Origin of the sequence: Nocardia sp. NPDC058244 (genome assembly GCF_042882065.1) — a bacterium.
Taxonomy (GTDB): Bacteria; Actinomycetota; Actinomycetes; order Mycobacteriales; family Mycobacteriaceae; genus Nocardia.
The window spans coordinates 121,321-137,094 of sequence record NZ_JBHVWX010000009.1; the positions used below are offsets into that span (position 1 = coordinate 121,321).

Consider the following 15,774-nt stretch of genomic DNA (forward strand, 5'->3'; position numbering starts at 1 on the left):
GCCGGGGTGACCAGATTCCTTGCTGGAACGGCAAATCCGAGCCTAGGCGGCGTCGTCGACCACCGCACCGTGACACACCGCCATCCGCTGTCCGCTGAACCGGCGGCGCAGCTGCCGATCGTGGGTGACGATCACCAGCGCGCCCCGGTAGTCGTCGAGGGCCTGCTCGAGTTCCTCGACCAGGGCGGGTGCGAGGTGGTTGGTCGGTTCGTCGAGCAGCAGCAGATCGGCGGGTTCGGTGACGAGGCGGGCGATCTCGATCCGCCTGCGCTGCCCGTAGGACAGCTCGCCGACCCGCAGCCCGAGTTCGGCGGGACGGAACAGGCCGAGCCCGAGCAGCGTGTCCACGTGCTCGTCGGGATGCCCGGGCCTGCCGGTGGCGAAGGCGCCGAGCACGGTCGCCGACGCCGGGTAGCGCGGCGCGTCCTGACGCAACCAGCCGACTCGGCCCGCGATGCGCGCCGACCCGGTGTCGGGGCGCAGATCTCCGGCGAGCACACGCAGCAGCGTCGTCTTGCCCGCACCGTTCGGCCCGGTGACGAGCAGCCGGGCACCCGGTTCGATGCGCAGGGCGGGCACCCGCAGCCGGTCACCGATCCGGAGGTCGGTGAGCTCGGCGACCGGCCCGGTCGGTGTCGGCGCCTCCGTCGCCACGGTCGCGTCGAACCGCAGCGGGTCGACCGGCGCCGCGACCGGATCGGCGTGCAGGCGGGCGACGCGCTCCTTGGCATTGCGGATGCGCGACATCGTCCCGTGTCCACGGCCTCGCGCACGGAAGGGTCCCGCCGCGAACACCGCCAGCGGCAGTTTCCGCGGGATCGCCTCGAGCCGGATCACATTCGATTCGGCCAGCCGCCTGCTGCGCGCCAGTTCGGCCCGCCACTGCTCGTATTCCTGGGCGGCCCGGCGACGTTGGGCCGCCTTGGCCGCCAGGTACCCGCTGTAGCCGTCGCCGAACCGGGTGACCTTTCCAGCGTCGACCTCGACGATGGTGCCGGTGATCCGCTCGAGGAACACGCGGTCGTGGGTCACCGCGACCACGGTGCCCCGGTGGGCGCGTAGCTGCTGTTCGAGCCAGGCGACCGCGGCATCGTCGAGATCGTTGGTCGGTTCGTCGAGCAGTAGCAGTTCCGGGGCCGAGGCCAGGGTCGCCGCCAGCGCGAGTCGTGCCTTCTCCCCACCGGACAGGGTCGCGAGCGTGCGCGCACGGTCGAGCCCGGGCAGGCCGAGCGCGGCCAACGCGATGTCGACCCGGGTGTCGGCCCGGTAGCCGTCGCGCGCCTCGAACCGGGTCGATAGGTCCGCGTACGCGTCGAGCACGGCCGGATCGCCGTGTGCCAGTTCCCGCTCGGTGTCGCGCAACCGCGTTTCGATGGCACGCAGTTCGGCCAGGGCGTGATCGATCGCGTCGGCGACGGTGGCGGTCTCCGGTAGGTCGAGTGCCTGCGGGAGGTACCCGATTCCGCTCGGCGCGACCACGGTGACGCTGCCGTTGTCGGGCTGCTGGACTCCGGCGAGCAGCCGGAGCAGGGTCGATTTCCCCGATCCGTTCTCGCCGATCACGCCGACGGTGTCGCCGGGCGCGATCGACAGGCAGACGGCGTCGAGGACGGTGGTGGCGTCGTAGCGCACGGTGACGTCGTGGAGGGTGAGTTGGGCGGTGCTGGTCATGGCAGCTCCTGTTCTCGGCCGTATCCGGCCGCACGAAAGTCCCCGTGGCGGGGCTGGATCGAGAGGGAACGCACACGCTGCGGGAGAGTGCGTGCGGTGGCGGAACGCGGAGCTCAGCTCGACGCGTTTCGCGCGATCACAAGAACAGGAAACCGATACCCATGAGGTCTCCGACCCTAACGACACCCGACACGGTCCGCCACCCCTATTTTCAGCGCCCGGCGAGGGCTTCGGTGCGGAGCCATCGGAGCAGGGCCGGGGTGTCGGTGGTGGTGATGACGCCCACGGTCCGGTGGATGTGCCGGTCGTCGTCGAGCAGGGCCAGCAGGTAGGCGGCGAGGTCGACGCGGGCGGTGAATCGGCCGTCGGCGTGTCCGTCGACGACCGTGTAGTCGGTGGGCGCGGCCAGGTGATACAGCCCGCTCGGGCGCACGATCGTCCAGTCCAGTCCGCTGTCACCGACCAGCTGTTCCATCCGCCGCATGTCGTCGTAGAGGGTGCGGCCCGCTACCCGCGTCACGTACGGCATCAGTACCCGGTTGAACAGGAACCCGCCGTCGGAGTAGGGATGCGGGTCGACGCCGCTCGAACTCACCACGGCGAGACGGCGGACCGCGTGCCGTCGCATCGCGGCGACGATCGCCGCCGTGCCCTGCGAGTAGGTGGTGATCGGTTCCTTGCCCGGGGGAACTCCGAGCGTCGAGAGCACGGCGTCCTGTCCGGCGATCACCGCGTCGACGGCCGTCGGATCGAGCACGTCGGCGCCTGCGACCCGGAGCCGATCATGGCGCAGCGGAAACGATTCCGGCCGTCTGGTCACCGCCGTGACCTCATGTCCGGCGGCCAGTGCCCGACCGGTCAGCAACCTGCCGGTGGGACCGTTCGCCCCGAAGACGGCGATCCGCCGCGCGACCCCACCTTGTTCCCTGATCTCGTGCTCCATCTCGGTTCTCCTGTCCGCGTATGTGCTGGATGACCACGAGTAGCCCGCGCCCCGGCAGCTGTGACACCACCGTGGTGTGAGCAGCGCCACGCGCCGCCGATGTCACAGAACAGCGGTCGCGGACCACTCGTGTACGACACCTGTCGACACCGTGGAAAGGACCGGCATGAGGGACAGCGAACGCGCCACCGCGGCCTTCGTCGCCCAGCGCAATCTGCTCTTCACCGTCGCCTACGAGATGCTGGGCTCGGCCGCCGACGCCGAGGACGTCCTGCAGGAGACCTGGCTGCAGTGGGCCGCAGTCGACCTCGGTGAGGTCCGCGACGAGCGCGCGTTCCTGGCCACCATCACCACCCGCCAGGCGATCCGGCGCCTGCGTGTCCTCGGCAGGCGCCGCGAATCCTATGTCGGGCCGTGGCTGCCCGAACCGTTGCTGACCGCCCCCGACATCGCCGAGGACATCGCGCTGGCCGACAGCGTGTCGCTGGCGATGCTGCTGGTCCTCGAGACGCTCGCCCCCGTCGAACGCGCGGTGTTCGTGCTGCGCGAGGTCTTCGACCTGGCCTACGACGAGATCGCCGAGGCCGTGGACAAGAGCCCGGCGGCGGTCCGCCAGATCGCCCACCGCTCCCGGGTGCACGTGGCCGCGCGCCGGCCACGCGGAGCGGCGTCACCGGATCAGACCAGGGCCGCGCTCGGGGCGTTCCAGCGGGCCGTCGACACCGGTGACCTGCAGGGCCTCCTCGATCTGCTGGCGCCCGATGTCGTGTTCCTCGGTGACGGCGGCGGTGTCAGACAGGCACTGCTGCGTCCGGTGGTCGGTGCCGACCGGGTGGCCCGCGTGCTGGCCGGTGGTTCGGCGTGGATGGGTGGCACCGCCTCGGTGGAACCGGCGCAGATCAACGGCAGGCCCGCGCTGATCGTCCGGCTCGACGGCGAGATCGACGGCGTGGTGGCACTGCGGATCGACGACGGCCTGATCACCGGCCTGTACTTCGTCCGCAACCCGGCCAAGCTCGCGAATGTCCACCGCGAAAGGTCGCTGGACCGGCACGGAGCACGGCGATGACTGCATCGGGTGCCGCGCGGCGAACGGCCGTGCGGCACCCGATGCGATGCGGAGATCAGTTGTAGGACTTGGCCACTCCGTCGAGCAGGTGCTCGAGGGTGTCGTAGGCGGGGGCGTCGACGACGTCGATCAGGTCGGCGGGCACCGGGACGTTGCGCTCGGCGGCGATCGCCGTGAACTGGGCATTGTCGCCGGTGCGGAAGCCGTGGACGGCGGCGAGGCGGCGCAGTTCCGGGTTCTCGGTGAGCAGCTTGCCGATCTTGTCGCCGGTGCCGGTCAGCGGGACCAGGGTGTGGCTCGACAGCACGGTCGGGGTCGGATAGGTCAGCACCATGTCCGGCTTGATCCTGCCCTTGCCCGCCGCCTCGACGAACTGGGCCTCGTAGATGCACACCAGCGGGGTCGGGCCCATCCCGTTGGTCAGGTACTGGGTGAACGGACCTTCGCTGCTGTTGTCGGTGTAGCCCTGGGCGAGGAACAGTTTCGACAGCGCGGGCAGCACATGCTGTTCGGCAGTGGCGCCGCGCACGATGGTGTGGTCGTTGGCGACGTAGCTCGCGATCGACAGGTACATGGCCGCCGAGTTGGAGCTGCGCGGATCGGTGGTCGAGACGAGGATGTTCTTCTCGACCGGGTAGACGGTGTTGTCGGGCAGGTCGTCCCACTGCACGCCGGTGCCCGCCAGTTCCAGGTACCGGTTCATGTCGAAGGTCGCGACCGGGCCCGGCTTGATCACGCCCGCCGCGGTGAGCAGATCCGCGATCGGCCGATAGGTGGCGATCGCGATCGGCGAGGCGAACGGGGTGTATTTGGTGGTGACATTGCGCTGCCGCTGGATCCGTTCGGCGGCGGGGCTGCTCGACGGGAACGCGAAGTCGTAGCGGTCCAGGTCGACGGTGGTCGCGATCTGCCGCGACCCGGCCGGCTCGACCTCGACCCGGATGCCGTTGTCGGCGAGGACCTTCACCACCTGCTCGTCCTGGAAGAAGGACACCTTCTCCGACCCGACGACACCGCGCACGACCGTCACCGGAGCGCCCGTCGGCGCGGCGGCCGGGGTGTCGCCACCGCCGGGTAGCAGGATCACCGCGGCCGCGACGGCGGCGACGACGGTGACGGCACCGATCGACAGCGGCAGCACGCCACGCCTGCTCACCAGCTGCCCGGCCCGTTCGGCGGCCGAATTCTCCGGCTGCGCGGCGGGCGCCGGTTCGGGTTCGGCGGCCCGGACACCGGCCGCCGGAGCGGGCACCCGCACGGTCGGGTCGGGATCGGCCAGTTCACTGCGCACGATCCGTTCGACCAGAATCGGCACGAACTCCCGGATCGGCTTGCCCGCGAAACGATGGTGCGCGGCACCCACCGCCGAGGTCACCTGGTCGGCGGGGACGTTCTCGGACAGGTCTTCGACCAGACTCTCGGTCATGCGCCGCATTGCCAGCTCTTCACGCTGGACGGTATCGGCGGCTTCGCCGGGGGTTACGCGCGACACCACATTTCTCCTGGGCTCACTTCGGGCTGCGGACGACGGCGCGCGTCCACCGGGCCCTCCCGTGCGCACGCCGCGGGCCACGCTACCGGCGCGCAGCACAGTTACCCAGCGGTGAACGGCCGGGCACGCAGTGTTCAGCACCCGCTCCGCTGCCCGCAATGTCGCGTTGTCCGCGCGTTCGCGTAAACATCGAAACACGCTCTGCGAGTGTGGGATTCACTACCATCGCCCGGCCGTGGCCGACCCGGGGACGGTGCCGGTGTCCGGCTGCGAACGCCGCACACCGCGCAGTGCCGTACGCAGCATCCCACCCGCGAGCTGTTCCAGCACGCCGATCACCACCAGCGCACTGCCGGCAACCGTGGCCAGTCCCGTGACGGTCTCGAACTTCATCGCGATCATGGTGATCCCGATCGCCGTGGTGCCCAGTCCGCAGATCTCGTGCAGCCAGCCGTCGGTCACCTCGGTGTCCCAGGCCGCGACCAGGGCCTGCACGATGCCGCGCACCGACCAGCCGATCCCGATCCACAGCGCCAGCAGCTCGATGTTCCCGCCACCGAAGGCCAGCGCCGCCAGGATGACGGTCAGCACGGCACTCACCACCACCAGGGCCCGCAGCACCAACGCGATCCGCGCCACCACCGCGAGATAGGCCTGGATTCCGGCGCTGAGCAGCAGGGAAACACCGAACAGTAGGGCCAGCGTGGATTCGCTGCGGCCGGGCCACAGCAGCGTCGCGATGCCGAGGACGAACGAGCACCCGCCGGCGATCACCATCGCCTGCCGGGTTCGGTCCGGTACCGGATTCCCCTCCCCGTCGTTCACGGGCATTCCCTCACGATAGGCGCGCCACACCCGATAGCCGCAGATTTGCCCGGCGCGCCGCGCGGTTCACGTCAGCCGCTGCCGCAGAAAGGGCGCGGTCCGGCTGACCGGATCGGCCGCGACCTGCTCCGGTGTGCCCTGCGCGACGATCCGGCCGCCCTTGGCCCCGCCGCCCGGCCCCAGGTCGACGACGTGGTCGGCCTGGGCCACCACGGTCATGTCGTGTTCGACGACGATGACGGTGGCGCCGGAGTCGACGAGCGAATTCAGCTGGGTCAGCAGGACGTCGGTGTCGGCCGGGTGCAGTCCGGTCGTCGGCTCGTCGAGCAGGTAGACCGTCCCCGCACGCCGGGCCCGCTGCAACTCGGTGGCCAGCTTCACCCGCTGCGCCTCACCGCCGGACAGCTCGGTCGCGGGCTGACCCAGCCGCAGATAGCCGAGCCCGACCTCGGTCAGCGTGCGCAACGCCCGGGCGACCACCACGACGTCGGCGAGGAATTCCGCGGCCTCGTCCACCGACATGGCCAGAACCTCGGCGATGGTGGCGTCGTGGTAGCGGATCTCGAGCGTTTCCGGGTTGTAGCGGGCGCCATGACAATCCGGGCACGGGGTGTAGGTGCTGGGCAGGAACAGCAGCTCCACCGTGATGTACCCCTCGCCCTGGCAGGTGGGACACCGCCCCTCGGCGACATTGAACGAGAACCGGCCGACGCCGTAGCCGCGCGCCCGCGCGGTCGCGGTATCGGCGAACAGTTTGCGGACGGTGTCGAACAGGCCCGTATAGGTGGCGAGGTTCGAGCGCGGCGTCCGCCCGATCGGCGCCTGATCGACCTCGACGACGCGCACGATCGTCGGATCGGCAGCGGCGGCGGTCGAGATCGCGTGCAACAGGCTCGACTTCCCCGATCCGGAGACGCCGGTGATCGCCGTGAACACCCCGAGCGGAAGATCAGCGTCGAGGTCGCGCAGGTTGTGGCTGGTGACCGCGCGCAGTTCGAGCGTGCCGTTGGGCGTGCGGCCGGCTCGCGGTGGCCGGGTGACCTCGTCGAACAGATAGGGGCGGGTGACCGAATCGGTGACCGTGCGCAGCCCGTCGACCTCCCCGCAGTACAGCACGCGCCCACCGTGCACGCCCGCACCGGGACCGATATCGATCAGCCAGTCCGCGTGCCGCACCACCTCCAGGTCGTGCTCGACGAGGAACACGCTGTTGCCGGACGCGGTGAGCCGGCTCAGCACCGTCGTCAGCGCGGCGGTGTCGGCCGGATGCAACCCCGCCGACGGTTCGTCGAGGATGTAGACCACGCCGAACAGTCCGGAGCGCAGCTGCCCCGCCAGCCGCAGCCGCTGTAACTCGCCACCGGAGAGCGTCGGGCTCTCCCGGTCGACGCTGAGATAGCCGAGGCCGAGTTCGATCAGGACCTCGATGCGCGCGAGCAGATCCTGGGTGAGCACCGCGGCCGCGCCCGTGCCCTCGGTGTAGGGGCGCAGCACCGCGACCATCTCGCTGAGCGGCAACCCGGCCAGCTCGGTGATGTTGTGGCCAGCGAACGTCACCGCCAGCGCTTCGGGTTTGAGCCTGTGTCCGTCGCACAGCGGGCACGTCGCGGTGTGCAGGTACTCGGCCGCGCGTTTGCGGGTGGCCTCACTCTTGGACTCGGCGTGCGCGCGCAGCAGCAGCCGTTCGGCGCTGGTGTAGGTGCCCTGATAGGGCCGGTGGATCCGATGCGGTTCCCGCTCTGGTTCCACCGTGACCACCGGCTTCTCGTCGGTGAACAGGATCCACTCGCGGGCCTGCGGTGACAGTTGCCGCCACGGCCGGTCGATGTCGTAGCCGAGCGCGGCGAGCACGTCGCGCAGGTTCTTCCCCTGCCAGGCGCCGGGCCAGGACGCGATCGCGCCGTCGCGGATGCTCAGCGACGGGTCGGGCACCATCGACGCCTCGGTCGCCTCGTGGACGACACCCTGACCGTGACAGCGCGGGCACGCGCCCTCGACGGTGTTGGGCGAGAACGCATCCGAATACAGCCGATTCGTGCCCGCCGGATAGTGACCGGGTCCGGTCCTGGCCGGGCCCTCCGGGTAGTCGCCCTCGCGCGACATGAGCAGCCGCATCGAGTTCGAGATCGCGGTGACCGTCCCGACCGTCGACCGCGACGACGGCGAGGATCGGCGCTGCGCAAGCGCCACCGTCGGTGGCAGCCCGGTCACGTCGTCGACATCGGGCGCTTCCACCTGGTGCAGCAAGCGCCGGGCATACGGTGCGACCGACTCCAGATAGCGGCGCTGCGACTCCGCGTACAACGTGCCGAAGGCCAGGGACGACTTGCCCGAACCCGAGACACCGGTGAACACGACCAGGGCGTTCCTCGGCATGTCCGCGTCGACGTCACGCAGATTGTGGACCCGGGCGCCGCGCACCCGAACCGAAGGATCGACCTCGTGCGAATCCACAGCTACCCAGAGTACGCGGCCCGGCCACGCGTTCGCGTGCCCATCAGAAGAACCAGCCCAGCTCCGGCGCGCGCTCGGAGGTGAACGCCGCGTCGAGATCCCGTAGCGCAGCGGCGTCGTCGACCCGGATCCGGTGCGCGGCGGCCAAGCTCGCCGCCCGATGCGCACCGAAGTACAGCGCGCCGAGGACATTGATATCGAGTCCGAGCGCGGCCGGGCGGGTGGTGGGTTCGCACTCGGCGACACCGTCGCGCACGCGCAGGGCGAAGGTGCCACCGGCCGACCGGAACGGGTCGTGCACGGCCAGGACCGTGTCCAGGTCGTGCCGGTAGCGGCGGGCGGTGAGGGCGGCGGGCACATCCATCAGCCGCGCCCACAGCGAATCACCGCGATCGATCACGCGCGCCGCGCGGGAATCGGCGAGCAGGTACGGCAGCGGATCGTCGTCGGCGATCTCGACATCGATGGTCTCGACCAGGTCCAGCCCGAGCAGCACCCGCCACAGCGCGGCGTGCGCGTCCGGGGTGAGCGCACGGTACTCCCACACCGACGCGGTGGCCCGGCCGTCCCGCCAGCGCCGCCGATACAGGGCGTACCCGTCGGGGTGAACCAGGGTGAACAGGGTGGTGGCACCGTCGCGATGGCGTTCCACGTCGGCGAAGAACAGATCCCACTTGGCGTCGGGGCGCACCTGGGCACCCGGCACCGTGGCCTGCCAGCGCTCGTAGACCGCCCGGATGTGCGGCGCGGCCTCGGCCAGGGTGGACATCTCGACGCCACCGGGATCGGGCGTGGTCGAGCGGAACTCGGCGCGGCGACGGTCGATGGAGATCGTGGTGGACAGGATCGCCGGGTCGTAGCCGAACCGGCCATAGATCGTGGCCTCGCTGGCGGTGAAGATCGTCAACGGCAGGCCGTCTGCCTCGGTGCGGGCGTGCTGGGCGGTGTAGAGCTCGCGCAGGATGCCCCGCCGCCGATGCGTCGGCGCGACCGCGACACCCGAGACTCCGCACGCCCGCACCTGCCGATCCCCCGGCACGGTCACCGTCATGGTCCGGTCGACGGTGTGCCCGACGACCCGGTCACCGTCGACCGCGACCAGTGACCGTTCGATCGGGAACAACTCCCACCGATACGGGAGCTCATCGGCCCCGTACCGCATCCCGAACCCGGTCTCCTGCAATCCGATGATCGCGTCCGCGTCCGCACTGGTAGCCGATCGCACGATGATGCTCTTCGCCGATGCCATCCCCGTACCCTCCCACGCCGACCCGGCACGGCACATCTCCTTTTCCCGGAACTAGCCCGGCAGCAGCGCGACCACCTCGACCGCGGCCCGCTGGTCCCCGCCCAGCTCGTAGGGCGCGGCGACAGACCCCGGCGCACCGGACGGCCGCCCCGAAGGAGAACGCGGAAACCGCAGGACAGCGCCCGCGGAACCGAGCGGCACCTCGGTCGCCGTGTCACTGTCGACCGCGGCACCGAGGCCGATGCCACTCGGTAGGATCTCGGCCGGCGTCACCAGGACCGACGGGTCGGGCGTGTCGCTGTGGTTCTGCGCCTGCGCCACCGCACGCCCGCTCAGCAGTTCCACCACCGCCGCGAGGGCGACCGGATCGGCGGTACCGTCGTAGATCCACCGCCTGCCGAGCACCCCGTGCTCAGTGGTTCCGACCAGCGCACGGTCGCCGTCGAGCAACGGGGCACCGCGATAGGTCAGCGGCACGTTGTACAGCACCGGGCCGTCGGTGGAATCGTCGACGACGAGCAGGAACTCGATACCGACCGCACCCGCGGGATCGTCGAGCCGGAACCCGCCCACCTTGCGCAGGCGCGGCGCCTGGCCTCGATACCACGGTCGCCGGGGCAACAGTGTCTCGATCAACGCGAGTTTGCTCGGAGTCAGGGTGGTGCGGTGGATGACGGCCATGCCGAAGGCTACCCGTGGTCGGTCATCGCCCGCAGATCCGGCAGGGAGCCGATGCGCTGGGTGATCGGACGACCCGGCGCCGCGGTCTGCGGTGAGCCGGTGGCGCGCAGCAGCGCCCGAACCTGGTCCGGGGTCGCCCGCCCCGGACCGGTGGCGCGGATGCCTTGGTACGCGGCGACCGCGCCGACCACGATCGGGGACGCGCTGGAGGTGCCGCTGAATTCGTCGGTGTACCAGAGGTCTTCGTCGGCGCCGCCCTGGAGGTCGCCGTAGCCGGTGGTGGTGACCTCGCGGCCCCAGCCCTGGACGTCGAGGCGGGCACCGTAGTTGGAGAACGGGAGCCGCGACCGCGCTGGGCCGTGGTCGCGGCCGTGCAGGCCGGGCGGAGGTGCCCCCGCGCCGACCACGACGGCACCGGAGTCGGTGTCGCCACCGCGGAACGGGTTGTGCCAGGTGGCGGGGAAATCGCCGGGGCGCGCGTCGTAGACGGGGTCGTCGAGGTTCTCGTTGCCGTTACCCGCGGCCTCGACCACGACGATGCCGCGCCCGACGGCGTAGCGGATGGCGGCGAAGTCGTCGGGCCACCATTCGACGGCGATGTAGCCGCGCTGATCGGGTCGGCCCGCGTAGTCGAATCGGGGTCCGGGACGGTGGAGTTCGATGAGCAGGACGTCACCGGGGTCGAGCGCGTCGGCGGCCGAGCGGATCGCGGTCGCCGAGCCGATCCCGAAGATCGAGATCGCCCTGATGTGCGCCTCGGGCGCGATGCCGGTGACGCCGAAACCGTTGCGGTCGCCGCTGATCTCCCCGGCGACGGCGGTGCCGTGATTGCGCCAGCCGAGATCGGCCGACGCGGTGCCGCCGATGACCCCGCCCTGATTCTGCCGCAGGTCCTCGTGCGTGAACCGCCAGGCGCCCTCGACATCGATCACCCGCACCCCGGTCCCGAGTCCACCGGGCCGGGTGTGTGCCCAGGTCGCGTCGATCCCGGTCGGCGCCGGGTCCAGGTAGCCCTGTCGGTCGCGGAAGTCGGGCGTCGCCGCCGGTGCGTCCGGTGCGAGGGTGTTCTCGGCCAGCGGGGCCAGGGGTGGTTCGGCGGCCGGCTTCACATAGGCGGCCGCGACCGTGTCGTCCCGGCGGAGCCGATCCGCGAGTTCGGCGAGATCACCCACCTGCCCGCGCACGGTGTAGTAGCTCAGGTATTCCCCCGCGACCGGTGCCTGCGGCGTCTCGGCCAGCCGCCCCGCCAGGCGGTTGTCCGGCCCGAAGATCGGCACCAGGTAGGTGTCGGCGGGCAACAGCTCGTCGACGCGGGCCCGCACGGAGCGGTTCTCCCGCAACGCGATCGGCGTGATCTCGGGACCGGTCGCCGTGGTGACGACGACCAGTTCCGCCGGCGACACCGCGGGGCCGGGAACCCCTGGTCGTCGCTGCCTGCTGGGTCGAGCGGTGGGAGCCATGGTTACCAGTCCACAGGGCGCCCGGCCCGGCCGCCACCATTGCGCCGCAACCGGATTCGCGACACGCCGTGCCCGATCTTCGCGACGCACCGGCGACGCCGAAATCGCGACGACGACCGCGGTTTCGCACAGCCCCCGCGTACGGCCCGATTCTTGCCGTTTCTACCTGTCGGCCCGGCCGGGTAGGGTGCCCATCGTCGGCGAATCACGGTGTGCTGCTGAGTGTTTCGCTTAGAATGAGTGCAGGGTGAGATCCTCGGTCACCCGGTACCGATTCTCGGGTACCAGCGTAACCCCGCCGCCGTCGCGCGGGGTGCGAGCGTGAACCATGCCAACGGATATGCAGTCATGCAGGGGGTCAACCATGTCCACAGCTGTCGATTTCGCCGCCCGTCTCATCGATCCGGCCGCCATCGCCGCGGCCGGGCACTCGGCGGTCCTCGCCTATGTCGCGCCGAGCAGGCCCGGCGCGAACTTCGGCGCCAAACCGATCACCGCCGACTACGCCCGCGCGCTGGAAGCCGCGGGGCTCGACATCGTGTCGATCTGGCAGTACGGCAAACCGGGCGATCCCACCCCGTCGGACTGGACCACCGGTTTCGACGGCGGCAGGCGGATGGCCGAGCAGGCGCTGGCCACCCATCTGAGCCTCGGCGCGCCGCGCCGCGCGCCGATCTTCTTCGCCGTCGACGAGGACATCGCGCTGTCGCAGTGGAACAGCACCGCCGTCGAGTTCTTCCGTGGCGTCAACGCCGTCCTCGGCACCGATTGGACCGGCATCTACGGGCATTCCCGGGTGTGCGCCTGGGCGATCGAGGACGGCGTGGTCGGCGGCCGCGGCGGATTCAGCTGGGTGTGGCAGACCCGCGCCTGGTCGGGCACCGAGCGCGAGCCACGCGCGGTGCTCTACCAGCGCGTGATCGACACCCCGAGCAATCCGGGCCCGATCATCGACGGCACGCACGTCGATGTCGACGACATCCTCGCCCCCGATTTCGGGCAGTGGAGCCTGGACCGCACCGTGGCGATCCCCGAGTTCACCGAACTCGACCGGCGCGGTCCCTCGCATTCCTCCCGCGACGGTGCCCGGATCACCAACTTCATCCTGCACACCCAGGAGGGCAACGGCACCGCGGAATCACTGGCCGCCTACCTGAACAATCCGGCCAACGGCGTCTCCTACCACTACACGCTGCGCGACGCGATCCTGGTGCGGGTCGTGCCCGAGGAACGCGCCTCCTGGTCGGTGCTGTCGGCCAACCCGTTCACCGTGAACCTGTGCTTCGCGGGCAGCCGGGTCGCCTGGTCCCGCCAGGACTGGCTGGCCATCGACGACGACCTGCGCATCGCCGCCTACATCGCCGTGCGCAGCGCCCACCGGCACGGGTATCCGACCGAGGTGATCGCCCCCGACTATCACGTCGCCGACGGCATCACCGACCACAACTATGTGACCAGGGCACTGGGCATCGGCAGTCACACCGACGTCGGCCCGAACTTCCCGTGGGACGTCTTCACCGCGCACGTCGCCGCGTTCGCGGGCACCGCCCCGAACGCCATCGACGACCGCGCCGCCGCGTCCCCGTGGCTGGGCGCGCGCCGCACCGTCGGTGAGATCCCCACCCCGGACGGGGTGGGCCGATTCGCCGAGTTCGAGCACGGCTACATCTACTGGCACCCGGCCACCGAAGCCCACGCCGTCCCCACCGCGATCATGACCAAGTTCGCCGAACTGGGCTGGGAGGCCGGACCGCTGGGCTACCCGATCGCCGAACACACCGAACTCCCCGACCCACGCGGCACCGGGCCGGGCCTGGCGCAAGCGTTCCAGGGCGGCGCCGTCTATCGGCGGGCCGGTCGGCCCGGCTACCGCGTGCACGGCGCGATCGGCGCGCGTTGGTCGGCGGCCGGGTTCGAGAACGGTCAGCTGGGCTGGCCCGCCTCCGACGAGATCACCCACGACGACGGGAAATACCAGGAGTTCGAGTTCGGCCGCATCTACTGGGTTCCCGACCAGATCGTGGCCCTGCGCAACTCCGGCGATCCCGACACTCCGCTCGCTGGCCCGGCGTAGGTCAGGACAGCAGGATCGCGAGGGTGGTGGCGCCCGCACCGAGGACGAGGGCCGCCACCACCAGGGTCGCGATCATCCGGATCCGCGGTGACGGACCCGTGTAGGTGTCCTCGTCCTCGTTCAGCATCGCGGCGAGGTCGACGGCGGCGAACTCGCGGGTGGACTCCAGTGGTCCCGGCTGTTCGGTCATGGCGCTGACGCTAGTCCAGTGCGCCGCTCCCCGCGCCGGTTAGCCCGTTCACCTCGACCGGCGATCGGGTCGCGGCCAGCAGTTCGTCGAGTTGCCGTTCGGCGCGTTCGGCACGGGCCAGGGTCTGGGTGCGCGCGTCGTCGAGCGCGGCGAGCCGTTGCGAGGTCTCGGCCCTGACCCGGTCCAGCGCGGCCGCCGATTCGGTCCGCCAGGTCTCGGCGTCGGCGGCAGCGGTGCGGCGCAGGTCGGCGAGTTCGGCGCGCGTGCGATCCAGCTCGGTCCGGGTTGTTTCGAGTTCGCTTCTGGCCCTGCGCCATTCCTCCCGCGCCTCACTCGCGGCTTCCACCCGTTCGGCGGCCGCCGCTTCGGCCCGCTCGGTCGCCCGGTCGGCGTCGGCGGCCCGCTGCACCGCCAGATCGCGTTCGGCCTGGGCGGCGTTGACTCGAGCCTCCGACTCGCGGCGGACCTGCGTTATCTCGGTGTCGGCTCGCTGTTCGGCCCGCGCGGTGTGCTCGGCGGCCTCCTGCCGGATCCGCTCGATCTCCTCGGCGGCGTCGCGGTGCGCGGCGCGTACGTCGGCCTCGGCCGCGCTGCGCGCCGCGAACACCTCGTCGGCGGCCTGCTTCGTCAACCGTTCCACCTCGGCCAGCGCCTCGTCGCGAGCTACGTGCGCCGCGGCGATCAACTGCTCGGCGTCCTCGGCCGCGCCGGCCGCGTCCTCGGCCGCCGATTCGGCGAGGGCCCGCGCTTCCTCCGCGTCCCGGCGCGCCTGTTCGGCGGCGACCGCTTTCATGTCGGCTTCCGCGATCCGCCGTGCGGCATCGGCCTGCACCGCCTGGACCTGGGCCTCGGCCACCGACGGGTCACCGAGCGTCGACAGTTCGGCCACCGCCGCATTCAGCGTCGTGCCCAATTGCTCGGCCAGGCCACGGAACTGACCGAGCAGCTCATCGGCCCGCAACCGCGCCACGGTCACCGGACCCTGAGTCGTCACAGTGACGGTTTCGGCCCCACTCTCCGACTCCTGTTGCAGGCGCTGCCTTTCCCGCCACGCGCGCCATCGCGTGTGGTCCGGGTGATCGCAGTATTCGGAAGGGCGACCGGGGCCGCCGCCGCGAGTGATGGGACGGGCACAGCCCGGATAGTTGCAGACGCTCGACACGGGAGAATCGTAACGTTGGTTTCGTCATTTCAATACGTATTAGACGAAACGAAAGCCGTGTCGCTCCTTCGGGACTCGGATTGGAGGGTTCGGCTTCTAGCCGCCGATAAGTGAACATTATCGGGGGTCAGACTTCCGGGCAGATCCAAAGTACCTCGATCTATTTCCGTTTACGTTTGGTCACTGCCAACGCAACGTAACTGCTACGGAACCATGTGAGAACTGTGGTCGGTGGTACTTCCGTACCATTCCTGAGAACAATGACGAGATTGTCGAGATCGGGAGACTCCTGCCGTCCGGCCAGACCTCCCCCACCGTCGGGCGCTGCTTGGATCACTCCGCAACGAGCCGGGCCAGGCGACGCCGAGTGCGGGCGGTGATGTGGCCGAGGCATTCGCGGTCCGAGTCTCGTTGCGGTTGGATATCGCCGCCGAATGCTGAACATTGCCCAGAGCGGGACTGCGCACCTGAGTAGCGGCGCGATCGACGCGGATCATCACAACT

The 15,774-nt window shown here is 70.5% G+C and carries 12 protein-coding genes; 2 read left to right on the forward strand and 10 right to left on the reverse strand.

Annotated elements, in window-relative coordinates; translation table 11 throughout:
* Positions 1-42: 42 nt before the first annotated feature.
* Together ACFVW6_RS27090 and ACFVW6_RS27095 are read right to left on the reverse strand one after the other, a co-directional pair.
* Positions 43-1,671, reverse strand: a complete 1,629-nt coding sequence (locus ACFVW6_RS27090; protein ID WP_378825953.1) for a TlrC/CarA/OleB/SrmB family ABC-F type ribosomal protection protein — start codon at positions 1,669-1,671, stop codon at positions 43-45.
* A 211-nt stretch (positions 1,672-1,882) separates the two neighbouring features.
* A complete protein-coding gene (locus ACFVW6_RS27095; RefSeq protein WP_378825955.1) occupies positions 1,883-2,614 on the reverse strand; it encodes an NAD(P)-dependent oxidoreductase in 732 nt (243 codons plus the stop codon).
* Between the two features lie 166 nt (positions 2,615-2,780).
* Between ACFVW6_RS27095 and ACFVW6_RS27100 the strand changes: the two genes are divergently transcribed.
* Positions 2,781-3,683, forward strand: a complete 903-nt coding sequence (locus ACFVW6_RS27100) for an RNA polymerase sigma-70 factor (RefSeq protein ID WP_378825957.1) — start codon at positions 2,781-2,783, stop codon at positions 3,681-3,683.
* A 55-nt stretch (positions 3,684-3,738) separates the two neighbouring features.
* Here the strand turns inward: ACFVW6_RS27100 and ACFVW6_RS27105 are convergent, their stop codons facing one another.
* From ACFVW6_RS27105 to ACFVW6_RS27130, 6 genes are all read right to left on the reverse strand, one after another.
* Positions 3,739-5,118, reverse strand: coding sequence for a three-helix bundle dimerization domain-containing protein (locus tag ACFVW6_RS27105; RefSeq protein WP_378827006.1), 1,380 nt, complete (start codon positions 5,116-5,118; stop codon positions 3,739-3,741).
* 276 nt (positions 5,119-5,394) lie between these two features.
* A complete protein-coding gene (locus ACFVW6_RS27110) occupies positions 5,395-6,006 on the reverse strand; it encodes a DUF308 domain-containing protein (RefSeq protein WP_378825959.1) in 612 nt (203 codons plus the stop codon).
* Positions 6,007-6,066: 60 nt separating this feature from the next.
* A complete protein-coding gene (locus tag ACFVW6_RS27115; protein WP_378827009.1) occupies positions 6,067-8,376 on the reverse strand; it encodes an ATP-binding cassette domain-containing protein in 2,310 nt (769 codons plus the stop codon).
* Positions 8,377-8,497: 121 nt separating this feature from the next.
* Complete coding sequence (locus ACFVW6_RS27120) at positions 8,498-9,703, reverse strand: GNAT family N-acetyltransferase (RefSeq protein ID WP_378825962.1); 1,206 nt, start codon at positions 9,701-9,703, stop codon at positions 8,498-8,500.
* Positions 9,704-9,754: 51 nt separating this feature from the next.
* Positions 9,755-10,384, reverse strand: a complete 630-nt coding sequence (locus ACFVW6_RS27125) for a 1,4-alpha-glucan branching protein (protein ID WP_378825964.1) — start codon at positions 10,382-10,384, stop codon at positions 9,755-9,757.
* A gap of 8 nt (positions 10,385-10,392) precedes the next feature.
* Positions 10,393-11,844 (reverse strand): S8 family peptidase, encoded by a 1,452-nt coding sequence (locus ACFVW6_RS27130; RefSeq protein WP_378825966.1) that lies wholly within the window; start codon positions 11,842-11,844, stop codon positions 10,393-10,395.
* Between the two features lie 364 nt (positions 11,845-12,208).
* Here ACFVW6_RS27130 and ACFVW6_RS27135 point away from each other — a divergent pair, with 364 nt between their 5' ends.
* Positions 12,209-13,918 carry a glycoside hydrolase domain-containing protein gene (locus ACFVW6_RS27135; protein ID WP_378825968.1) on the forward strand — a complete coding sequence of 570 codons (1,710 nt, stop codon included), beginning with the start codon at positions 12,209-12,211 and terminating at the stop codon, positions 13,916-13,918.
* 1 nt (position 13,919) lies between these two features.
* Here ACFVW6_RS27135 and ACFVW6_RS27140 read toward each other — a convergent pair whose 3' ends face one another.
* Both ACFVW6_RS27140 and ACFVW6_RS27145 read right to left on the reverse strand, forming a co-directional pair.
* A complete protein-coding gene (locus ACFVW6_RS27140; protein WP_378825970.1) occupies positions 13,920-14,108 on the reverse strand; it encodes a hypothetical protein in 189 nt (62 codons plus the stop codon).
* Between the two features lie 10 nt (positions 14,109-14,118).
* The gene (locus ACFVW6_RS27145) at positions 14,119-15,102 is read right to left on the reverse strand and encodes a hypothetical protein (protein WP_378825972.1); all 984 of its coding nucleotides are present in this window, start codon (positions 15,100-15,102) and stop codon (positions 14,119-14,121) included.
* Between the last annotated feature and the right edge of the window lie 672 nt (positions 15,103-15,774).

What these genes read in the sequence shown, in the direction of transcription:
- ACFVW6_RS27090 (WP_378825953.1), bottom strand. Translation starts at nt 1,671, where the DNA reads ATGACCAGCACCGCCCAACTCACCCTCCACGACGTCACCGTGCGCTAC.
- ACFVW6_RS27125 (WP_378825964.1), bottom strand. Translation starts at nt 10,384, where the DNA reads ATGGCCGTCATCCACCGCACCACCCTGACTCCGAGCAAACTCGCGTTG.
- ACFVW6_RS27110 (WP_378825959.1), bottom strand. Translation starts at nt 6,006, where the DNA reads ATGCCCGTGAACGACGGGGAGGGGAATCCGGTACCGGACCGAACCCGG.
- ACFVW6_RS27105 (WP_378827006.1), bottom strand. Translation starts at nt 5,118, where the DNA reads ATGCGGCGCATGACCGAGAGTCTGGTCGAAGACCTGTCCGAGAACGTC.
- ACFVW6_RS27135 (WP_378825968.1), top strand. Translation starts at nt 12,209, where the DNA reads ATGTCCACAGCTGTCGATTTCGCCGCCCGTCTCATCGATCCGGCCGCC.
- ACFVW6_RS27095 (WP_378825955.1), bottom strand. Translation starts at nt 2,614, where the DNA reads ATGGAGCACGAGATCAGGGAACAAGGTGGGGTCGCGCGGCGGATCGCC.
- ACFVW6_RS27100 (WP_378825957.1), top strand. Translation starts at nt 2,781, where the DNA reads ATGAGGGACAGCGAACGCGCCACCGCGGCCTTCGTCGCCCAGCGCAAT.
- ACFVW6_RS27115 (WP_378827009.1), bottom strand. Translation starts at nt 8,376, where the DNA reads ATGCCGAGGAACGCCCTGGTCGTGTTCACCGGTGTCTCGGGTTCGGGC.
- ACFVW6_RS27130 (WP_378825966.1), bottom strand. Translation starts at nt 11,844, where the DNA reads ATGGCTCCCACCGCTCGACCCAGCAGGCAGCGACGACCAGGGGTTCCC.
- ACFVW6_RS27120 (WP_378825962.1), bottom strand. Translation starts at nt 9,703, where the DNA reads ATGGCATCGGCGAAGAGCATCATCGTGCGATCGGCTACCAGTGCGGAC.
- ACFVW6_RS27140 (WP_378825970.1), bottom strand. Translation starts at nt 14,108, where the DNA reads ATGACCGAACAGCCGGGACCACTGGAGTCCACCCGCGAGTTCGCCGCC.